At 41.2% G+C, this 19362-nt stretch carries 15 protein-coding genes; 14 read left to right on the top strand and 1 reads right to left on the bottom strand.

The window, feature by feature from the left end; genetic code table 11:
• Positions 1–136 precede the first annotated feature (136 nt).
• The 11 genes from tsaB (at position 137) to ACESNQ_RS08370 (ending at position 9212) form a co-directional block, all read left to right on the top strand.
• Complete coding sequence (tsaB, locus tag ACESNQ_RS08420; RefSeq protein ID WP_373076159.1) at positions 137–820, top strand: tRNA (adenosine(37)-N6)-threonylcarbamoyltransferase complex dimerization subunit type 1 TsaB; 684 nt, start codon at positions 137–139, stop codon at positions 818–820.
• The gene (rimI, locus tag ACESNQ_RS08415) at positions 817–1254 is read left to right on the top strand and encodes a ribosomal protein S18-alanine N-acetyltransferase (protein ID WP_373076157.1); all 438 of its coding nucleotides are present in this window, start codon (positions 817–819) and stop codon (positions 1252–1254) included. Before tsaB ends, rimI begins: the two co-directional genes overlap by 4 nt.
• Positions 1244–2254 carry a tRNA (adenosine(37)-N6)-threonylcarbamoyltransferase complex transferase subunit TsaD gene (tsaD, locus tag ACESNQ_RS08410; protein WP_373076155.1) on the top strand — a complete coding sequence of 337 codons (1011 nt, stop codon included), beginning with the start codon at positions 1244–1246 and terminating at the stop codon, positions 2252–2254. Before rimI ends, tsaD begins: the two co-directional genes overlap by 11 nt.
• A gap of 65 nt (positions 2255–2319) precedes the next feature.
• A complete protein-coding gene (locus tag ACESNQ_RS08405; RefSeq protein WP_373076153.1) occupies positions 2320–2925 on the top strand; it encodes a hypothetical protein in 606 nt (201 codons plus the stop codon).
• A gap of 80 nt (positions 2926–3005) precedes the next feature.
• On the top strand, positions 3006–3701 hold the full coding sequence (locus ACESNQ_RS08400) for an AzlC family ABC transporter permease (protein WP_373076151.1): 696 nt from the start codon (positions 3006–3008) through the stop codon (positions 3699–3701).
• Entirely contained in the window at positions 3691–4014 is a 324-nt protein-coding gene (locus ACESNQ_RS08395; protein WP_373076149.1) for an AzlD domain-containing protein, read from the top strand. Before ACESNQ_RS08400 ends, ACESNQ_RS08395 begins: the two co-directional genes overlap by 11 nt.
• A 103-nt stretch (positions 4015–4117) precedes the next feature.
• Positions 4118–4960, top strand: a complete 843-nt coding sequence (locus tag ACESNQ_RS08390) for an amino acid ABC transporter substrate-binding protein (RefSeq protein WP_373076147.1) — start codon at positions 4118–4120, stop codon at positions 4958–4960.
• Positions 4961–5113: 153 nt separating this feature from the next.
• On the top strand, positions 5114–5968 hold the full coding sequence (locus ACESNQ_RS08385) for a MetQ/NlpA family ABC transporter substrate-binding protein (protein WP_373076145.1): 855 nt from the start codon (positions 5114–5116) through the stop codon (positions 5966–5968).
• Positions 5969–6090: 122 nt separating this feature from the next.
• Complete coding sequence (locus ACESNQ_RS08380; protein WP_373076143.1) at positions 6091–7464, top strand: M20 family metallopeptidase; 1374 nt, start codon at positions 6091–6093, stop codon at positions 7462–7464.
• Entirely contained in the window at positions 7457–8518 is a 1062-nt protein-coding gene (locus ACESNQ_RS08375; RefSeq protein ID WP_373076141.1) for a methionine ABC transporter ATP-binding protein, read from the top strand. The genes ACESNQ_RS08380 and ACESNQ_RS08375 overlap by 8 nt, the downstream gene beginning before the upstream one ends.
• A 1-nt stretch (position 8519) precedes the next feature.
• On the top strand, positions 8520–9212 hold the full coding sequence (locus ACESNQ_RS08370; protein WP_373076139.1) for a methionine ABC transporter permease: 693 nt from the start codon (positions 8520–8522) through the stop codon (positions 9210–9212).
• Positions 9213–9233: 21 nt separating this feature from the next.
• Here ACESNQ_RS08370 and ACESNQ_RS08365 read toward each other — a convergent pair whose 3' ends face one another.
• Entirely contained in the window at positions 9234–9806 is a 573-nt protein-coding gene (locus ACESNQ_RS08365) for an MptD family putative ECF transporter S component (protein WP_373076137.1), read from the bottom strand.
• Positions 9807–10002: 196 nt separating this feature from the next.
• Here ACESNQ_RS08365 and hisS point away from each other — a divergent pair, with 196 nt between their 5' ends.
• The 3 genes from hisS to ACESNQ_RS08350 all read left to right on the top strand — a co-directional run.
• Positions 10003–11280 (top strand): histidine--tRNA ligase, encoded by a 1278-nt coding sequence (gene hisS / locus ACESNQ_RS08360; protein ID WP_373076135.1) that lies wholly within the window; start codon positions 10003–10005, stop codon positions 11278–11280.
• Between the two features lie 273 nt (positions 11281–11553).
• Entirely contained in the window at positions 11554–18078 is a 6525-nt protein-coding gene (locus ACESNQ_RS08355) for a G5 domain-containing protein (protein ID WP_373076133.1), read from the top strand.
• Positions 18079–18226: 148 nt separating this feature from the next.
• Positions 18227–19362, top strand: a 1136-nt coding sequence (locus ACESNQ_RS08350; RefSeq protein ID WP_373076131.1) for an Ig-like domain-containing protein, incomplete at its 3' end; no start/stop codon positions are given.

Here is a 19362-nt window from a genome sequence, read left to right as displayed (position 1 = left end):
ATGTAAAATTTTTTTAATTTTTTGTGCAGAATTGTTTTTTTAAATGGCAGGGCATTCTTGTTTCAAAACAAAGAAAATTCCCTTGTGTCAGCTTTTGTAGTATAATAGTAAACAGACAAAAAGATAGGAATGTGTTATGAAAGTATTAGCTTTTGATACGTCCAGCAAGGCTCTTTCTCTAGCTATTTTAGAGGACAAGCAAGTTCTTGCCGAGACGACAATTAATATCAAGAAAAATCACAGTATTACCCTCATGCCTGCTATTGATTTTTTGATGGATAGTCTAGATTTGACACCCAAGGATTTGGATCGAATCATCGTGGCTGAAGGGCCTGGTAGCTATACAGGTTTGCGAATCGCAGTAGCAACTGCCAAGACCTTGGCTCATACCCTAAACATTGAGTTAGTAGGGATGTCTAGCCTTTTAGCTCTGCTACCGAATCAACAGGAAGGTCTGGTTGTTCCTTTGATGGATGCACGTCGTAACAATGTATACGCAGGGTTTTATGAACATGCCCAACCTGTCTTTCCCGAAGCTCACCTGTCTTTCGAGGAGGTCCTAGAGCAAGTCAAGGATGCCGACCATGTGACCTTTGTTGGTGAAGTGGGTGCCTTTGTCGAGCAGATTCAAGAGCAATTACCACAGGCTAACTATCAAGAAACCTTACCAAACGCAGCGAATCTTGCTCTTTGGGCCTGGGACAAGGAAGCAGACTCCTTGCACGATTTTGTGCCGAATTACCTCAAGCGTGTCGAAGCTGAGGAAAATTGGCTCAAGAACCACGCCGAGTCTGGCGAGTCATACATTAAACGCCTATGATAGAAATCAAACGAATCCAACAGCAGCCTGACTTGGCACAAGCTATCTACGAAGTGATGACGGATGTTTATCCCGTCAGTCCTTGGACGTTGGAACAAATCCAAGCAGACCTGTCTCAAGACCAGACTTGGTATGCTCTGGGTTATGATGGGGCAGAAGTGATAGGTTTTCTAGCAATTCAGGAGAATCTTTTTGAAGCAGAAGTCTTGCAAATTGCTGTCAAAAAAGCCTATCAAGGTCAGGGGATAGCCTCAGCCTTGTTTGCAACATTGCCGACAGACAGGGAGATTTTCCTCGAAGTCAGAAAGTCAAATCAAAGAGCGCAAGCATTTTACAAGAAAGAAAAAATGGCGGTCATCGCTGAGAGAAAGGCCTACTACCATGATCCAGTTGAGGATGCCATTATCATGAAGAGAGAAATAGATGAAGGATAGATATATTTTAGCATTTGAGACATCCTGTGATGAGACCAGTGTCGCCGTCCTGAAAAATGATGACGAGCTCTTGTCCAATGTCATTGCTAGTCAAATTGAGAGTCATAAACGTTTTGGTGGCGTAGTGCCAGAAGTGGCTAGTCGTCACCATGTCGAAGTTATCACGGCTTGCATCGAGGAATCGCTGGCAGAAGCAGGGATAACCGAAGAGGACGTCACAGCTGTTGCCGTTACCTATGGGCCGGGCTTGGTCGGAGCCTTACTTGTTGGTTTGTCAGCTGCCAAGGCCTTTGCTTGGGCACATGGCCTTCCTTTGATTCCTGTGAATCACATGGCTGGTCATCTCATGGCAGCTCAAAGTGTCGAGACTTTGGAGTTTCCCTTGCTAGCCCTTTTAGTCAGTGGTGGGCATACAGAGTTGGTCTATGTGTCTGAGGCTGGTGATTACAAGATCGTTGGTGAAACTCGAGATGATGCGGTTGGTGAGGCCTATGATAAGATCGGCCGTGTCATGGGCTTGACCTATCCAGCAGGTCGTGAGATTGATGAGTTAGCTCATAAAGGTCAGGATGTGTATGATTTCCCTCGTGCCATGATTAAGGAAGACAATCTGGAGTTTTCATTCTCAGGTTTGAAGTCTGCCTTTATCAATCTTCATCATAATGCAGAGCAAAAGGGAGAAAGCTTGTCCAAGGAAGACCTCTCTGCATCCTTCCAAGCAGCAGTCATGGATATTCTCATGGCAAAAACCAAGAAGGCCTTGGAGAAATATCCTGTTAAAACCCTAGTCGTGGCTGGTGGTGTGGCTGCAAATAAAGGGCTTAGAGAGCGCCTAGCGGCTGAAATCACCGATGTCAAGGTTATCATTCCACCTCTACGTCTTTGCGGAGACAATGCAGGAATGATTGCCTATGCTAGCGTTAGCGAGTGGAACAAAGAAAACTTTGCAGGCTTGGAGCTAAATGCCAAACCAAGTCTCGCTTTTGATACTATAGAATAAAGAGTCAGCTTGAGGCTGGCTTTTTTGTTTGGACAAATGTGCGAGTTTTTTAGTATAGTAGACATATGAGATTTAAAAAAACAATTAGTATTGTACTTGCCCTAGGGGTTTTGTTGCTGTCTCTGATGGCTTTTCAGATGTTTAAAAAGACGCAATTGGTCATGTTTGAATCCATTTCCTTTAACATGTCCCTCGAATCTATTGAAAAAGTGTTTGGAAAACCTAATGAAATAGTAGAAGAGACAGAAACAGGCTATCACAATCCTTGGCATGCAAAAGATCCCTATCTCTATAAAACTGGGCGCCTTTTCTACGACTATGAAAATTTTAAATGGAAAGGTTATAGTGGTCGCGTGACCTTTACTTTTTCAAAATCGCATCGTTTACAAGGAGCGGCGGTTTATTTCCCTGTGGCGTCCAAGGCTCAACAGAAGGAAGTGCTTTATAAGATAACCCAAGATATGAAAGCAGAAATTGAAGCTCTACCAGACTACCAGTCCATGACCACTGATACGGTAGGGCTCTATGATGACGGTTATCGCTACAAGGTCAAACTGAAAGGGCAAATGAGAGAACTCTGGATCGATGTTTATCCTACAGAATATGAGGATGATGACAATCCCGAGAACAACCAGTATAATATTCGAATCGACCAATCTCGATTAGAGTAGCCATGGCAATTGGTTGTCCGCAACCTTGTTTACCAACTTGGTGGTAGTAAGATGATATATATGTGAAAATGAGGAAGTTTATGAAAGAAAAAGGATTTTGGGAGGGAGTACAGGCAGCCATGCCAACGGCTCTGGGCTATGTTAGTATCGGTCTTGCTTGTGGGATTATTGGTTCACCTTATGTGACTCCTGTTGAGATGGGGTTGATGAGTCTATTTGTATATGCTGGGAGCGCCCAGTTTGCCATGATAGCCTTGGTAGCAGTTCAAGCCCCTGTGGCAGCCATTGCCATGACGGTTTTTTTGATCAATCTCCGTCTCTTTTTATTGAGTTTACATGCGTCGACCTATTTTCGTCATACTAGCCTAAGTCACAATATCGGTATGTCTAGTATCTTGACCGATGAGACCTATGGTGTTTTGATGGGCGAGCTGGTCCATACGGACAAGGTTAATCCTATGTGGATGCATGGTAACAATCTAAATAGCTATGTGGCTTGGTTTGTGGGGACGGTTGTCGGAACTGCCTTAGGCGGGCTTTTGCCAAATCCGGAGATTTTCGGTCTTGACTTTGCCTTGGTCGGAATGTTTATTGGAATTTTTGCATCTCAGTTTCAGATTATGCAAAGAAGAATTCCCTTGCGCAACCTCTTTATCATTTTAGGAGTAGTTGCCCTTTCGTTCTTTATACTGTTGATAGTGGTATCTCAATCGCTAGCTGTCCTATTTGCGACACTGCTTGGATGTACAATGGGGGTGGTCTTAGATGGTCAGTAAATATCTTTTGTTAGCCGTTATCTTTTCGGGCCTAGTGACTTGGATACCTCGTATGATTCCCTTCATCTTGGTTAAGTACAAGGGGTTGCCAGCTATCGTTGAGCGTTTTTTGAAATTTTTGCCTGTTTCCATTATCTTTGCCTTGATCCTTTCAAGTGTAGTAACAGGAAAAGTTGGAAGTTTCCCACAGATAAAGTGGTTAGACTTTTTAGCAGTCTTTCCAACAGCCTTTGTAGCCTTTCGTTACCGCAATCTGGTGGGGACGGTTATCTTTGGAGTAGCCTTGATAGCAGTCCTCCGTTTGGTCTTTTAAATCAGTCATAAAGAAAACTTATCACAGAGATAGATATCATATAATGGCGTAAATTCCTTTTTTCTGTTAAGATAATACAGTATTCTATTTTGGAGGAAATGACATGAAAAAAATCGTTAAATATTCATCACTTGCTGCCCTAGGGCTTGTTGCTGCAGGTGTATTAGCAGCTTGCTCAGGTGGTGAGAAGAAAGATGCTGCATCTGGTGAAGCAACATCTGGTAAGAAAGAAATCGTTGTAGCAACTAATGGATCACCAAAACCATTTATCTATGAGGAAAATGGTGAGTTGACAGGTTACGAGATTGAACTTGTTCGTGCTATCTTTAAAGACTCAGACAAGTATACTGTCAAGTTTGAAAAGACAGAGTGGTCAGGGATTTTCCCAGGACTTGATAGCGATCGTTACCAAATGGCCGTTAACAACCTTAGTTATACCAAAGAACGTGCAGAGAAATACCTCTACGCAGCGCCAACTGCTAAAAACCCTAACGTTCTTGTTGTGAAGAAGGACGACACTAGCATCAAGTCTCTTGATGATATCGGTGGAAAATCTACTGAAGTCGTTCAAGGAACAACATCAGCTAAACAATTGGAAGCATACAACAAAGAACATGCGGACAATCCAACTATCCTTAATTATACTAAGGCAGATTTCCAACAAATCATGTCTCGCTTGAGCGATGGACAATTTGACTATAAGATTTTTGACAAGATCGGTGTAGAGACAGTTATCAAAAACCAAGGTTTGGATAATTTGAAAGTTATCGAACTTCCAAGCGACCAACAACCTTACGTTTACCCACTTCTTGCCAAGAGTCAAGATGAGTTGAAGGCATTTGTTGACAAACGCATCCAAGAACTATATAAAGACGGTACTCTTGAAAAACTATCTCAACAGTTCTTTGGTGGCTCTTACCTGCCAGCAGAAGCTGATATTAAATAGTGTTTAGCAATCATCCATTCTTTAGCAAATGGATGATTTTGCACTTTTCGACATATAGTTTCAAACTATATGCCTTCCTATCTATTAACAATTTGCGAAATCAAATAAAGTATGAGATACTATTACGGTATTATTTTTAAAGGAGAATGAATCATGAAAATCAAAAAATGGTTAAGCGTAGCAGCTATCGCTACAGTAGCAGGCCTTACACTTGCAGCTTGCGGAAATTCAAACAAGAAAGCGGACAATACAACTACAGTTAAAATCGCAACTGTAAACCGTAGCGGTTCAGAAGAAGCACGTTGGGATAAAATCCAAGAACTAGTTGAAAAAGACGGAATTAAATTGGAATTTACAGAGTTTACAGACTACTCACAACCAAACAAAGCAACTGCTGATGGTGAAGTAGACTTGAACGCTTTCCAACACTACAACTTCTTGAATAACTGGAACAAAGAAAACGGTAAAGACCTTGTTGCGATTGCAGATACTTACATCTCACCAATCCGTCTTTATTCAGGTTTAAACGGAAGTGAAAACAAGTACACTAAAGTGGAAGAAATCCCAGATAACGGTGAAATCGCAGTACCTAACGATGCTACTAACGAAAGCCGTGCTCTTTACTTGCTTCAATCAGCTGGTTTGATTAAGTTGGATGTTTCAGGAACTGCACTTGCGACAATCGCAAACATCACAGAAAATCCAAAGAACTTGAAAATCACTGAATTGGACGCTAGCCAAACAGCTCGTTCATTGTCATCAGTTGATGCAGCTGTTGTAAATAACACTTTTGTTACAGAAGCAAAATTGGACTACAAGAAAGCACTCTTTAAAGAGCAAGCTGACGAAAACTCAAAACAATGGTACAACATCATCGTTGCGAAAAAAGATTGGGAATCATCACCTAAAGCTGATGCAATCAAGAAAATTATCGCAGCTTACCACACTGACGAAGTGAAAAAAGTCATCGAAGAAACTTCAGACGGCTTGGATCAACCAGTTTGGTAATAAACACAGGGAGGTGGGAGAGATTTTTTCCACCTCTTGCTTTTATATAGAGACTAAAGAAAAGGAACATCCACTTGTATTGATTCTAAAGGTACAAGTCCTAGTAGAAAGGTAGAGAGAAAATGGTTTTCCCTAGCCAAGAAGAGCAAATTGAAAAGTTTGAAAAGGATCATGTAGCGCAGCATTACTTTGAAGTTTTGCGTACCTTGATTTCTAAAAAATCAGTCTTTGCCCAACAAGTTGGCCTGAAAGAGGTAGCTCGTTATCTAGGCGAAATCTTCAAGCGCGTAGGTGCAGAGATCGAGATTGACGAGAGCTATACAGCACCTTTTGTCATGGCGCATTTTAAAAGTTCACGCCCAAATGCCAAGACTATCATTTTCTACAACCACTATGACACAGTACCTGCGGATGGCGACCAAGTCTGGACAGAGGATCCATTTACGCTTTCTGTGCGTGATGGCATCATGTATGGACGCGGGGTTGATGATGATAAGGGACATATCACTGCCCGCTTGAGTGCTCTTAGAAAATACATGCAGCATCATGATGATCTTCCAGTCAATATCAGCTTCATCATAGAAGGAGCTGAAGAGTCTGCTTCTATGGACTTGGACAAATATCTAGAAAAACACGCGGATAAGCTTCGTGGTGCGGATTTGTTAGTCTGGGAACAAGGAACCAAAAATGCCTTGGAACAGCTAGAAATCTCTGGTGGGAACAAGGGGATTGTGACCTTTGATGCCAAGGTTAAGAGTGCCGATGTGGATATCCACTCTAGCTACGGCGGAATTGTAGAGTCAGCTCCCTGGTATCTCATTCAAGCTTTGACCAGTTTGCGAGCTGCAGATGGACGTATTTTAGTCGAGGGCTTGTACGATGATGTGCAGGAGCCTAATGAACGTGAGTTGGCCTTGGTTGAAACCTATGCCCAACGCAACCCAGAGGAGATCAGCCAGATTTATGGCTTGGAATTGCCTCTTTTACAAGAGGAACGTACAGCCTTTCTAAAACGTTTCTTCTTTGAACCAGCGCTCAATATCGAAGGAATTCAGTCTGGCTATCAAGGGCAAGGAGTTAAAACGATTTTGCCGGCTGAGGCTAGTGCCAAGCTAGAAGTCCGTTTGGTTCCAGGGCTTGAACCCCATGATGTTTTGGAGAAAATCCGGAAACAACTAGACAAAAACGGCTTTGATAAGGTAGAATTGTACTATACTTTGGGTGAGATGAGCTATCGAAGTGACATGAGTGCGCCGGCCATTCTCAATGTTATTGAGCTGGCCAAGAAATTCTATCCACAGGGCGTATCTGTCTTACCGACAACTGCAGGGACAGGTCCTATGCATACGGTATTCGATGCCTTAGAAGTACCGATGGTTGCCTTTGGTCTAGGAAATGCTAATAGTCGAGACCATGGTGGAGACGAAAATGTGCGAATCGCCGACTATTACACCCATATTGAATTAGTAGAGGAGCTGATTAGAAGTTATGAGTAGAGACATTATCAAGTTAGACCAGATTGATGTGACTTTCCACCAAAAGAAAAGAATCATCACAGCGGTCAAGGATGTGACCATTCACATCCAAGAAGGGGATATCTACGGAATCGTTGGATATTCTGGAGCAGGGAAATCAACCCTAGTTCGTGTGATTAACCTTTTACAAAAACCATCTGCAGGTAGAATTACCATTGATGATGATGTAATCTTTGATAACAAGGTTACCTTAACTGCGGAGCAATTGCGCCATAAACGTCAAGATATTGGGATGATTTTCCAACACTTTAACCTCATGAGCCAGAAAACAGCAGAGGAAAACGTAGCCTTTGCCCTCAAACACTCTGGGCTCAGCAAGGAAGAAAAGAAGGCTAAAGTAGCTAAGTTGTTGGATTTGGTTGGTCTTGCAGATCGTGCCGAAAACTATCCTTCACAACTCTCTGGCGGGCAGAAACAACGTGTGGCTATTGCGCGTGCTTTGGCCAATGATCCAAAAATCTTGATTTCAGACGAGTCAACTTCAGCTCTTGATCCAAAGACAACGAAACAAATCTTGTCACTCTTGCAAGAATTGAACCGTAAACTAGGTTTGACCATTGTCCTGATTACACACGAGATGCAGATTGTCAAAGATATTGCTAACCGTGTGGCGGTCATGCAAGATGGTCGCTTGATTGAAGAAGGTAGCGTTCTTGAAATCTTCTCAGATCCTAAGCAGCCATTGACCCAGGACTTTATCTCAACGGCTACTGGTATCGATGAAGCTATGGTCAAGATTGAGAAGCAAGAAATCGTGGAGCACTTATCTGAAAATAGCATTTTGGTGCAACTCAAGTATGCAGGAGCTTCGACAGATGAACCGCTTCTGAATGAATTGTATAAGCACTACCAAGTAACAGCCAATATTCTCTATGGAAACATTGAAATTTTGGATGGTACTCCTGTTGGTGAACTTGTGGTTGTCTTGTCAGGGGGAAAAGAAGCCTTGGCAAATGCTCAAGATGCTATCCGCCAGGCTGGTGTGCAACTAAAAGTATTGAAGGGAGGACAGTAAGATGGCAGAATTGATTAAAACATACTTACCAAACGTCTATAAGATGGGTTGGTCTGGTCAGGCTGGCTGGGGAACAGCAATCTACTTGACCCTTTATATGACGGTTCTTTCCTTTATCATCGGAGGTTTCCTAGGGCTGGTTGCAGGACTTTTCCTTGTCTTGACAGCTCCAGGTGGTGTCTTGGAAAATAAAGTTGTTTTCTGGATTTTAGACAAGATTACCTCTATCTTCCGTGCGGTGCCATTTATCATTCTCTTGGCTGTCTTGTCACCCTTCTCTCATCTAATCGTAGGGACAAGTATCGGACCAAATGCGGCTATTGTACCCCTATCTTTTGCAGTCTTTGCCTTCTTTGCCCGTCAAGTACAGGTGGTATTGGCTGAGCTAGATGGTGGTGTCATCGAGGCAGCTCAAGCTAGCGGAGCTACTTTCTGGGACATCGTAGGTGTTTACCTATCAGAAGGTCTACCAGACTTGATCCGTGTGACAACTGTAACCTTGATTTCCCTTGTCGGTGAAACAGCTATGGCGGGAGCGGTCGGAGCAGGTGGTATCGGTAACGTAGCTATCGCCTATGGATTTAACCGTTTCAATCATGATGTAACAGTCCTTGCGACTCTCATCATTATCCTGATTATCTTTACAATTCAGTTCTTGGGAGACTTTTTGACCAAGAAATTAAGTCATAAATAAAAAGAGCCAGTTGGCTCTTTTTTATGATGTTTTATGTGCTAATTTTTTACTAAGTGTTTGTCCAATCAGGGCACCAAGTAAAGCGCCGATGAGAATACTTGTGATAAAGAGGAGGATATTAGCAGGATTCGGTGCAACCATAATGCGATCGATATAGTCCTGAGATTTTCCACGAGCGATTAGAGTGGCTATGTAAGCTTGAGGAGTTAGCCACATAAGTAGGATGGGGCCAGTAGTTCCAAAAGCAAATACTAGGAAGGAGAGAAGGTTCTTGACCTTATCCTTGTAATGGCCTAAGTGTGCGATTCCATCTGCTGCAAGCCCGCAGATAATCCCTGGCAGAAAAGCTCCAGCACCATGCTTGCTCCCGAGGAAAAAGAGAGAGATAACGAGCCCAATCGTTGTAATCGCTCCAAAGCGAGGAACCTTTGCTAAAAGGATCATATAGACGCTACCACCCACAAGAGCAGAAAAGGCAGGGGCGTAAAACATATTTCCAGTATGGTCGACAAGGCTTCCTAGTAGAACCCCCACTCCGATACAGAGAAAGTAGACAAGGGCAGCCACAAGAGTTGTCAAGATATTCTTTTTCATAAATTCTCCTTCGTATATCTGATGGTTTTCATTGTACCATGCTTGTGGCAGATTGTAAATGCTGGCCGATATTTGCTATTTGTCCGGAAACTAGATGAAAGAGGAATAGACTAAAGCTATTTCTTTACTCCTCTGACTGTCCCAATCCCTTTATTTATGGTAAAATAGGACTATTAAGTTAGAAAGAGGATTCCCTATGAAATTACAGAAACCAAAAGGAACGCAGGATATTTTACCTGCTGAGTCTGCTAAATGGCAGTACGTTGAGGGCTTTGCCCGTGAAATTTTCAAGCGTTATAACTATGCAGAAGTGCGCACCCCTATTTTCGAGCACTACGAAGTCATCAGCCGCTCTGTCGGAGATACAACGGATATCGTGACCAAGGAAATGTACGATTTCTATGACAAGGGTGACCGCCATATTACCCTTCGTCCAGAAGGAACTGCGCCTGTTGTTCGTTCTTATGTGGAAAATAAACTCTTCGCACCAGAAGTGCAAAAGCCAAGTAAGTTCTACTACATGGGTCCAATGTTCCGCTATGAGCGTCCACAAGCAGGTCGCTTGCGTCAATTCCACCAGATTGGTGTCGAGTGTTTTGGCTCTAGTAATCCAGCTACCGATGTGGAAACCATCGCTATGGCAGCTCATTTCTTGAAAGAAATCGGCATCCAAGGTGTCAAATTGCATCTAAATACTCTTGGAAATCCTGAGAGCCGTTCGGCCTATCGTCAAGCCTTGATTGACTATTTGACGCCACTTAAGGAGACCTTGTCCAAGGATAGCCAACGTCGTTTGGAGGAAAATCCTCTCCGTGTCTTGGACTCTAAGGAAAAGGAAGACAAGGTAGCAGTGGAGAATGCACCTTCTATCTTGGATTACCTTGACGAAGAAAGCCAAGCTCACTTTGATGCTGTTCGTCAGATGCTGGAAAACCTCGGAGTAGACTACATCATTGATACCAATATGGTACGTGGACTGGACTACTACAACCACACCATCTTTGAGTTTATCACAGAAATTGAGGGCAATGACTTGACAGTCTGTGCAGGTGGTCGCTACGATGGCTTGGTTGCCTACTTTGGCGGTCCTGAAACTGCTGGATTTGGCTTTGGGCTTGGTGTGGAGCGTCTCCTTCTGGTCCTTGAAAAACAAGGGGTGGCACTGCCTATCGAAAACGCTCTAGACGTTTATATTGCTGTTCTTGGTGAAGGAGCAAATCTGAAAGCCTTGGAGTTGGTACAAGCATTGCGCCAACAAGGCTTCAAAGCAGAGCGTGATTATCTCAACCGTAAACTCAAAGCGCAGTTTAAGTCAGCTGACGTCTTTGAGGCTAAGACCCTAATCACCCTAGGAGAGAGTGAAATTGAAAGTGGACAAGTTAAGGTTAAGAACAACCAAACTCGAGAAGAAGTAGAAGTTTCGCTTGAAACTATTAGCAAAAATTTCTCAGAAATCTTTGAAAAATTGGTATAAAAGAACCCAAAAAAGCTAGGAAAAATTCCTAGCTTTTTTGAATAAAAAGTACCAAAAAGACACAAATTTTAGAAAAAATAGCAAATGAAAAGTTTTAGTTGGATAAATAAAAATTTTGGTTAAAATTTATTGACTTTCGCCCTCTATCACTGTATTATTGAATAGTATAGAATAAATATTTTGCGCCCTAAAACAGGGAGTCTAAGGATATTTATGCATAATTCAAATCTTATAAAGAGATGATGGCTAGATGAGAGTTTGGAGAAAAAGAAAATGAATATTAGGAAATCAACAAAATATTCACTATTGACAATTGGGATTTTAACCACTTTCCAATTAGGTCAAATGCATGTTAAAGCTGATACAACTGATTTCTCAAATAACACAGTTGTGCAAAACCAGGATGAAAAAGCAACTTCATTAAATAAGAACACCAATCAAAAGAGTGAAGCCACTGCTAATGATAAGAAAGAGCCGGTTGCTAATAAGGGAAAGCCTGCAGCTTTAACGCCGGAAAACACTACTTCTACAACGGAAGTGGCAGAAAAGGAAGCAGACAAGTCTCCTGCTGAGAGGGAAGTTGCTGAAGAAAAAACAGTAGCAGAACAACCAAAAGCGGAACAATCTGTCCAAGAGCAACCAACAAGTGAGCAGCCAAAAGCAGAACAGCCTAAGGTAGAAAAACCAGCAGCTGAAATAACACCTGAAGAAGAACTGAAAAATTTGTTAGAGACGCCTCAAGAGGGTGTAACAGCTCCTAAAGAGCAACCGACAACTCCTAAAGAGCAACCGACAACTCCTAAAGATGAATCAACAACTCCTAAAGTTCGTCGTAGAAGAGCTGCATCTAACGATACGAAAGTATATGAAGATGCAACATATGGTAAATATGTAAAAGCTACAGATTTTGGATTAGATACGACTGGTAAGGTTGAAGCAAGTGATGCTCTTCAAAAAGCTTTGAAAGCAGCCAATGAGGTTGAGGGCGGAGCTTCCGTAATGGTTTCAGGAAATGTCCTTTTGAAGAAAACCTTGGTTATCGATGAGAACTATGCTAATGTAAAAGGTTTGATTGGTAGTGGTCCAAGTCGTAACAATACAAAAATCGTGTTTAACAAAAAGCAAGATGGTGAGCACGATCCGGAAACAAACTTGACGGATAACCGTTACGAGTCTGCAATCCTCATTCAAAATCAGAAGGACTTTACTGTAGGTCGCTTAACGGTTGAACATGCCTATGATTCATCAGACTACACTAAAGATAATGAGTTTTACCGTAAAGGAAAATCTTACTTTGGACGTTCAAACGGTATCTATGTAAACGATTCTTCAAATGTTACGATCAATGATGTTCGTGCTATGAAATTTAACAGAGCCGGTGTCTTCTTTAGTTCAAGCAAGGCGACAGCTCAAGAGTATGATGCTAGCGGTAGACCAATCCGTTACAGCAGTATCTCTGAGAAGGTTTCAAATGAAGTCAAGTCTATCGGAGATCCAGATGTTCCTATCATGGACGGTAACAAGGTAACCAACTCTTTCCTTCATAACAACCGTGTTGCTGGTGTTATGTTCGGTTACCAACGTAATTTTGTGGTAGACAATAATATCTTGTCATACAACGGTCATGTGTTGGACGGTGGTACTGGATATGGTGCAGCCTCAATGGCTGGTTCTTACAATGATGGTATTACCTATACTGGAAACTATACAAACTACAACTACCGTAAAGGCTTGGATATTCACGACGGGAATAAGATTCTCATCGAAAATAACGTTTCACTCGGAGACCGTTTGAATGGTATCGAGGTTTATAACCGTGCCAATCCGATGACAGATGTCATTATTCGTAACAACAAGGTAACTCAAGATCCAAACTCTAAGTTGGAAAATGATGATGATGATCCAGCGCGTTACCGTGGTTACACAGCCATCTCTATCCTAACAAATGAGAAAAACCATAAATGGACCAAACCTCTTGATAAAGGTCGTTACGTTATTTCAAATAACACCATTGAAGGTTTGACAAAACCATTTGAAGATGGACAACTAGGAACATTTGGTATTCTCTTTAGAAACAACGAAAGTTCAAATGATTATAGTCTAAACATTGAAGGAAACACCATCACTGGTGATTCGACAGACTATATCATCTCTGTCAACAACAATACTGCTCAAGCATCTAGAGGTGTTGAAGGTGGCGGTTCAGGTGATATCACTATTTCAAGAAATAAGATTGAAGTAGATGACATCAAGCAGTTACCGATTTACATTAATGATGATACAACTTATGTAGCAAGTGTTATTGACCGTACAACTGGTAAACGTGTCAACAAGGTTACAAAAGTACCATTTACTAAGACTAGAGGAAGCATCAACATTGACAACAATGAGTTGACCGTTTCTAAGATTAAGTCTAGATGGAAGAATGCAGTCGCTATTGAAAGCACAAACGCAGCTTCTATTGACGTCAATAGCAATACCTTTAAGTATAAAGACAATGAGCCGTGGCAACGTTATGATGTTACCCGTAAAACGGACGGTAGAGTTATCAAAGACATAATGCAAGCTTTCTTTGGTATCAACCGTCTAAACGACACTGTTAAAGTAACAGCTACAGACAATAAATTCATCGCCGACACACCAAACAAGAATGGTTTCTTTAGACTATACAATGGTGATTGGGTGAACTTAAATGCTAAGAGTAATAATGTCTTCCTTGGACGTAATACTCTAGATGGGAAGCCACTAGCTCCAGTAGATATCGTTGGTGATAAAACGGTTGAAACACTTCGTACAACAACAACGACAGAGTACATCATCGAAACTCGTGAGACAGATGAACTTCCTATCGGATTTAAAGAAACTGTACAAAAAGGTGTACCTGGTAAGAAAGTTAATGTTTATAAGATTACCAAAGTTGGTGATACAATTGTAGGTCGTCAGATTGAATCTGAGGAAGTAATTCAAGAGCCTACGAGAGAAATCGTCTTGATTGGTACAGCGACAGAAACATTTGAGACTGTTACTGAGAAAGAAACGGTTGCATACGAAACAGAAATCAGAACTGACCCAACAAAACCAAAAACGTATCAATTTGAAAATCAAGCTGGTAAGAATGGTTCTGTTGAAAAGACTTATCAAATCAGAAAACTGAATGGTAAGGAAGCCGGTAAGACTTTGACGTCTGAAACAGTGATTGACCAACCAGTCAAACGCATTATCACAGTTGGTAGTGCAGTAGAAAAGGTTGAATACACTACTGAGGTTAAGGATGTTGACTTTGAAACTGTAGTTGAATACGACTACACGAAACCAAAAGGCTACGAAGAAGTCCGTCAAGAAGGTGAAAAGGGTCGCATTGAAAGTCAATATAAACTTACCTACCTCAATGACGAACTCGTTGATCGTACCTTAGTCAATGAAAACACCCTAAAAGAGAAGAAGAACAAGATTGTTGTTAAAGGTCTAGGTGTGGTTGTATCAATCAGATCCGTAGTTGTTGTCGAAGAAAAAGACTTCAACAAGGTTATCGAAAAAGATGAAACCCAACCAGAAGGCTACAGCAAGATTACTCAAGTCGGATCTCCTGGTACCATCACAACAACTTATGAAGTGACCTATGAGGACGATGTAGAAGTTGCTCGTAAAGAAATCTCAAAAGTTGAGGATCCAAAAGCTGTAGACGAAATCACAGTAATCGGTACTTCTAAGATGACAGAACGTACATTGGATGAACAGGTTGACGTTCCATTCAAGACGATTTATGTCTCAGACAATACACTTCCAGCAGGAGAAAGTGTTGTCGATGAAGAAGGAACTCCAGGACAAATTATCCGTACTTTCTTGGTAAGCTATCGAAATGGTAAAGAAATCGGTCGTACCATCGTTTCTGAACATAAGATTACAGATGCAGTCAACCGTGTCGTTCGTGTCGGAAATGCGACACCTATTGTTGAAACCACTGAACTTGTAGATGAGACAGAATCAATCGATTACAATACTCTCAAAGAATTTTCAGATCAGCTTCCTGCAGGGACAACTAAGGTTATCCAGGCAGGTAAGAAAGGCCAGAAAACAAATCGTTACTCTGTAACGAAAGTGAATGGAGAAGAGACATCTCGTACATTTGTAGAATCTAACATTACTACAGATCCAGTAGATGAGATCATCCAAGTTGGAACTCGTATCAAAGAAATTAGAGAAGCAACCGAGACAAGTCCAATTCCATTTACTATTAAGGTTCGTAAAGACACCACGAAGCCAATCGGCTACCGAGTGACTGAGGTAGAAGGTCAAGACGGTGAGAAGTCAGACCTCTATAAAGTAACTTACATCAGTGGTACCGAAACCAAACGGGAACATTTGAAGACAACAGTCGTTAGAGAAGCTATTAACAAGGTGATTGTCGAAGGTGCTGGAGTAGAACGTGCTCTCTTTGAAATTCAAGAAGATAAGATTACAAGCTCAACTGAGTATCGAAATGATGACACTATTCCAGAAGGTGAAACTAAGATTTCTCAAGTTGGAGAAGAAGGCCTCCTTCGTAAGACGATCGAAAAACGATACTTCAATGACGAATTGCGTTCTACGAAATTAATAGACAGCAAACTAATCAAAGAAGCAACTCCAACGATCATCTTGGTAGGTACAAAACATGTACCAACCATCAAGGTAGAACAGGATACTCAAACTGAGAAGATTGCCTACAAGACTCAAAAAATCGAAGATCCAAACCTACCAAAAGGTGAAACTAAGGTAGTTCAAGTAGGACGAAATGGTCTCATTGAGAAAGTTTACCAACTAACCTACAAAGACGGAGTCTTGATTAAGACAGACTTGATTAGTAGCAAGGAAGTTCAAAAAGTTCAAGATGAGATTATCCATATCGGTACGCAAGTTACTGAGACCAAGGAAATCAACACAACAAGTCCAATTCCGTACAATGTTATTATTCGTAAGGATAAGACCAAGCCAGTTGGTTACAGCCTTGTTGAAGTAGAGGGCCAAGAGGGAACTCAAACAGACTACTATCAAGTAACTTATGTCAATGGTAAGGAAACCAAGCGTGAGCACCTCAGAACAGTCATTACAACTCAACCTGTCAATAAAGTCCTAGTTGAAGGTTCTGGAATTGAGCGTACAATCTTCGAAATCCAAGAAGAAAGAATCACAAGTTCAACTGAATATCGTAACGACGATACTTTGCCAGAAGGTGAAACAAAGGTTCTTCAAGAAGGTCAAGATGGACTCATCCATAAGACAATTGAGAAACAGTACTTCAATGATGAAGAACGTTCTTCAAAACTAATCGAAAGTAAAGTTGTCAGAGAAGCAATTCCGACCATCATTTTAGTTGGGACAAAACATGTTCCAAATGTTAAAGTGAAGCAGGAAACGCGAACTGAAGAGACTAACTTTAGAACAGTTACCGTTATTGATGAAAATATTCCAAAGGGTGAACGTAAGCTTGTTCAAGAAGGTCGTGCTGGTTTAGTAGAAAAAATTTATCAGCTTACTTATAAAGATGGCATCTTAGTCAAGACGGACTTGATTAGCGTCAAAGAGTTGCGTCCAGCCCTTGAGCAGATTATCCATATCGGTTCTCAAGTTACTGAAACCAAAGAGATCAGCTTAACCAGTGCGATTCCTTACAACACCATCGTTCGTGAGGACAAGACTAAGCCTGTTAGCTATCGTCTGGTCGAAGTAGAAGGCCAAGAAGGAACTCAAACAGACTACTATAAAGTAACCTATGTCAATGGTAAAGAAACTCAACGTGAGTATCTAAGAACTGTTATCACGACTCAACCTATCAACCAAGTTCTTGTAGTGGGTGCTGGAGTTGAGCGTACTGTCTTGGTGACTGAGGATGAAGTCATTAGTCATCAAACAGAATATCGCAATGATGATAGCTTACCAGAAGGTGAAACTAGAGTCTTCCAAGAAGGTCAAGATGGACTAATTCACAGAACGTTTGAGAAATACTACTTCAATGATGAAGAGCGTTCTTCTACATTGGTAGATACCACGGTTATCAGAAAAGCAGTGGCTCGTGTAATCTTAGTTGGAACAAAACGAATTCCTACTATTACAACAGAGGAACTCATCCAAGTAGAAGAAGTAGCCTTTGAGAAACAAACAGTTGAAAATGCAGAGCTAGCAAAAGGAACTGTGAATACTTTACAAGAAGGCAAGGCAGGTAGACGACAAGATGTGTATCGCTTGACTCTTGAGAACGGAGTTGTGATCAAGAAAGAATTGATTCGCTCAGAAATCCTAGAAGAACCACAAGCAGAGATCACTGAGATCGGAACCAAGCAAGTTTCTTCTATAATTATAGAAGAAAACATCCAAGTAGAAGAGATTGACTTTGAAAAACAAATAGTTGAAAATCCTAAGTTTGCTAAAGGTACACAAATTCTTCTACAAAAAGGAAAACCAGGAAAACGTCAATATATGTATCGTTTGACTTTGCAGAATGGAGTTGTGATTAAGAAAGAATTGATTCGCTCAGAAATCCTAGAAGAACCACAAGCAGAGATTATTGAAATAGGGACCCTGGTTGAACAATCAAAACAAGAACCATCAGAACCAGTTCCATCTCCTAAACTGGAGGAGATGAAGCCATTGGCAGTTTCAGCTCAAAAACCTCAAACAGTTGAAGCACCAGTTGTCCAAGACCAGCTCTTACCAGAGACTGGAGAGCAATCAAACTGGTGGATCAGCCTACTTGGAATGTTGATGATGTTCTTAACTTTGGTCGGTATTCGCGATAAAAAAGATGACCATAGAAGATGAAATTTGTCGAAAAGAGACAATATAAAACAAAAATAATAATATTTCTAGCAGAAAAATAAAAATCTTTTAAAAAAACCCTTTAAAAGACTTGTAAAAGAAACTAAAAAATGCTATGATATATCAGATTAAATTAAAGGAGTTTATTGTGATGAAGAATTCACAGCTTAGCGCTACGCGCATTTTAGCGATGTTAAGTATCTTGGTTCTTTCATTGGCAACACTGACGACAGTTTTCGCTACTGAAGTAACTCAATATACTATGAACACAGAAGTTAAGGTTGATGGTCAACCTATAACTGCGGACAAAAAGATTACGACTGGTCGTGTCTTGGAGGCAACAAATAGCCTTACTTTCCCAGACTCACAACAGATCAATGCTGGGGATACTTTGACTTTGGACCTTCCAAAAGAATTGGAACTTGTTACTAAACTTGAGTTCCCAATCCTTCACGCCGACGGTCAAAAGGTTGGTGATGCAGTAACTGATCCAAGTACAGGTAAAGTAACCATTACTTTCACGGACTACTTCTCTAAAAACTACAAAGACAAAGTCATGTCTTTGAAATACTCAGTTCGTCCGAATGCAAAAACTTGGACTGATTCTGGTAAGTACACATTTAAGTTTGGTGAAGAAACTTACAATGTAACCTATGAGAAATATGTAGGTGTTCCAGATGACTACGAATACAAATATGGTTACCAAGACCAACAAAACCCTAAACGTATCAAATGGCGTATCCTTTTGAACGCTGTTCAAGATAAATTGAATAACTTGGTTATTACTGATGACTTCAGCGATAACGGTCAAGTTCTTGTAGAGGGTTCATTGCGTGCTGTTCGTTACGCAACTCAACCAAACAAAATCCAAAGTGAAAACGAATTGTTCAAGTTGAACCCAACTGACAACTTCACTAAGACAGCTGTATTCACAAGAAATGAAGCAGGTCAAATCACAGGATTCACATTTAACTTTGGTGATAACTGGAACTGGCCAATGTGGATTGAGTACACAACTGAACTTACTAACGACCTTCCAAAAGGTACTAAAGTAGCTAACACATTGAAGTGGAAAGCAACTAACTTCCCTGAAGAACGTTCAATCACTAAACTTACTCGTTTAGAGACTGGTTCAGGTGAAGGTAGCGGTGATAAGACAACAACGACAACCACTACAACAACGACAACCACTACAACAACTGAAGCTCCAACAACAACTGAAGCTCCAACAACAACTGAAGCTCCAACAACAACTGAAGCTCCAACAACAACTGAAGCTCCAACAAC

It is taken from the genome of Streptococcus infantis, from assembly GCF_964243025.1.
In the GTDB taxonomy this organism is placed as follows: domain Bacteria; phylum Bacillota; class Bacilli; order Lactobacillales; family Streptococcaceae; genus Streptococcus; species Streptococcus infantis_N.
This window is presented reverse-complemented; position numbering and strand designations above follow the sequence as displayed.

Coding starts and splice junctions, on each gene's coding strand:
- ACESNQ_RS08395 (WP_373076149.1), top strand. CDS start 3,691: ATGGTCAGTAAATATCTTTTGTTAGCCGTTATCTTTTCGGGCCTAGTG.
- ACESNQ_RS08390 (WP_373076147.1), top strand. CDS start 4,118: ATGAAAAAAATCGTTAAATATTCATCACTTGCTGCCCTAGGGCTTGTT.
- tsaD (WP_373076155.1), top strand. CDS start 1,244: ATGAAGGATAGATATATTTTAGCATTTGAGACATCCTGTGATGAGACC.
- ACESNQ_RS08375 (WP_373076141.1), top strand. CDS start 7,457: ATGAGTAGAGACATTATCAAGTTAGACCAGATTGATGTGACTTTCCAC.
- ACESNQ_RS08365 (WP_373076137.1), bottom strand. CDS start 9,806: ATGAAAAAGAATATCTTGACAACTCTTGTGGCTGCCCTTGTCTACTTT.
- ACESNQ_RS08400 (WP_373076151.1), top strand. CDS start 3,006: ATGAAAGAAAAAGGATTTTGGGAGGGAGTACAGGCAGCCATGCCAACG.
- ACESNQ_RS08355 (WP_373076133.1), top strand. CDS start 11,554: ATGAATATTAGGAAATCAACAAAATATTCACTATTGACAATTGGGATT.
- rimI (WP_373076157.1), top strand. CDS start 817: ATGATAGAAATCAAACGAATCCAACAGCAGCCTGACTTGGCACAAGCT.
- hisS (WP_373076135.1), top strand. CDS start 10,003: ATGAAATTACAGAAACCAAAAGGAACGCAGGATATTTTACCTGCTGAG.
- ACESNQ_RS08405 (WP_373076153.1), top strand. CDS start 2,320: ATGAGATTTAAAAAAACAATTAGTATTGTACTTGCCCTAGGGGTTTTG.
- tsaB (WP_373076159.1), top strand. CDS start 137: ATGAAAGTATTAGCTTTTGATACGTCCAGCAAGGCTCTTTCTCTAGCT.
- ACESNQ_RS08370 (WP_373076139.1), top strand. CDS start 8,520: ATGGCAGAATTGATTAAAACATACTTACCAAACGTCTATAAGATGGGT.
- ACESNQ_RS08380 (WP_373076143.1), top strand. CDS start 6,091: ATGGTTTTCCCTAGCCAAGAAGAGCAAATTGAAAAGTTTGAAAAGGAT.
- ACESNQ_RS08385 (WP_373076145.1), top strand. CDS start 5,114: ATGAAAATCAAAAAATGGTTAAGCGTAGCAGCTATCGCTACAGTAGCA.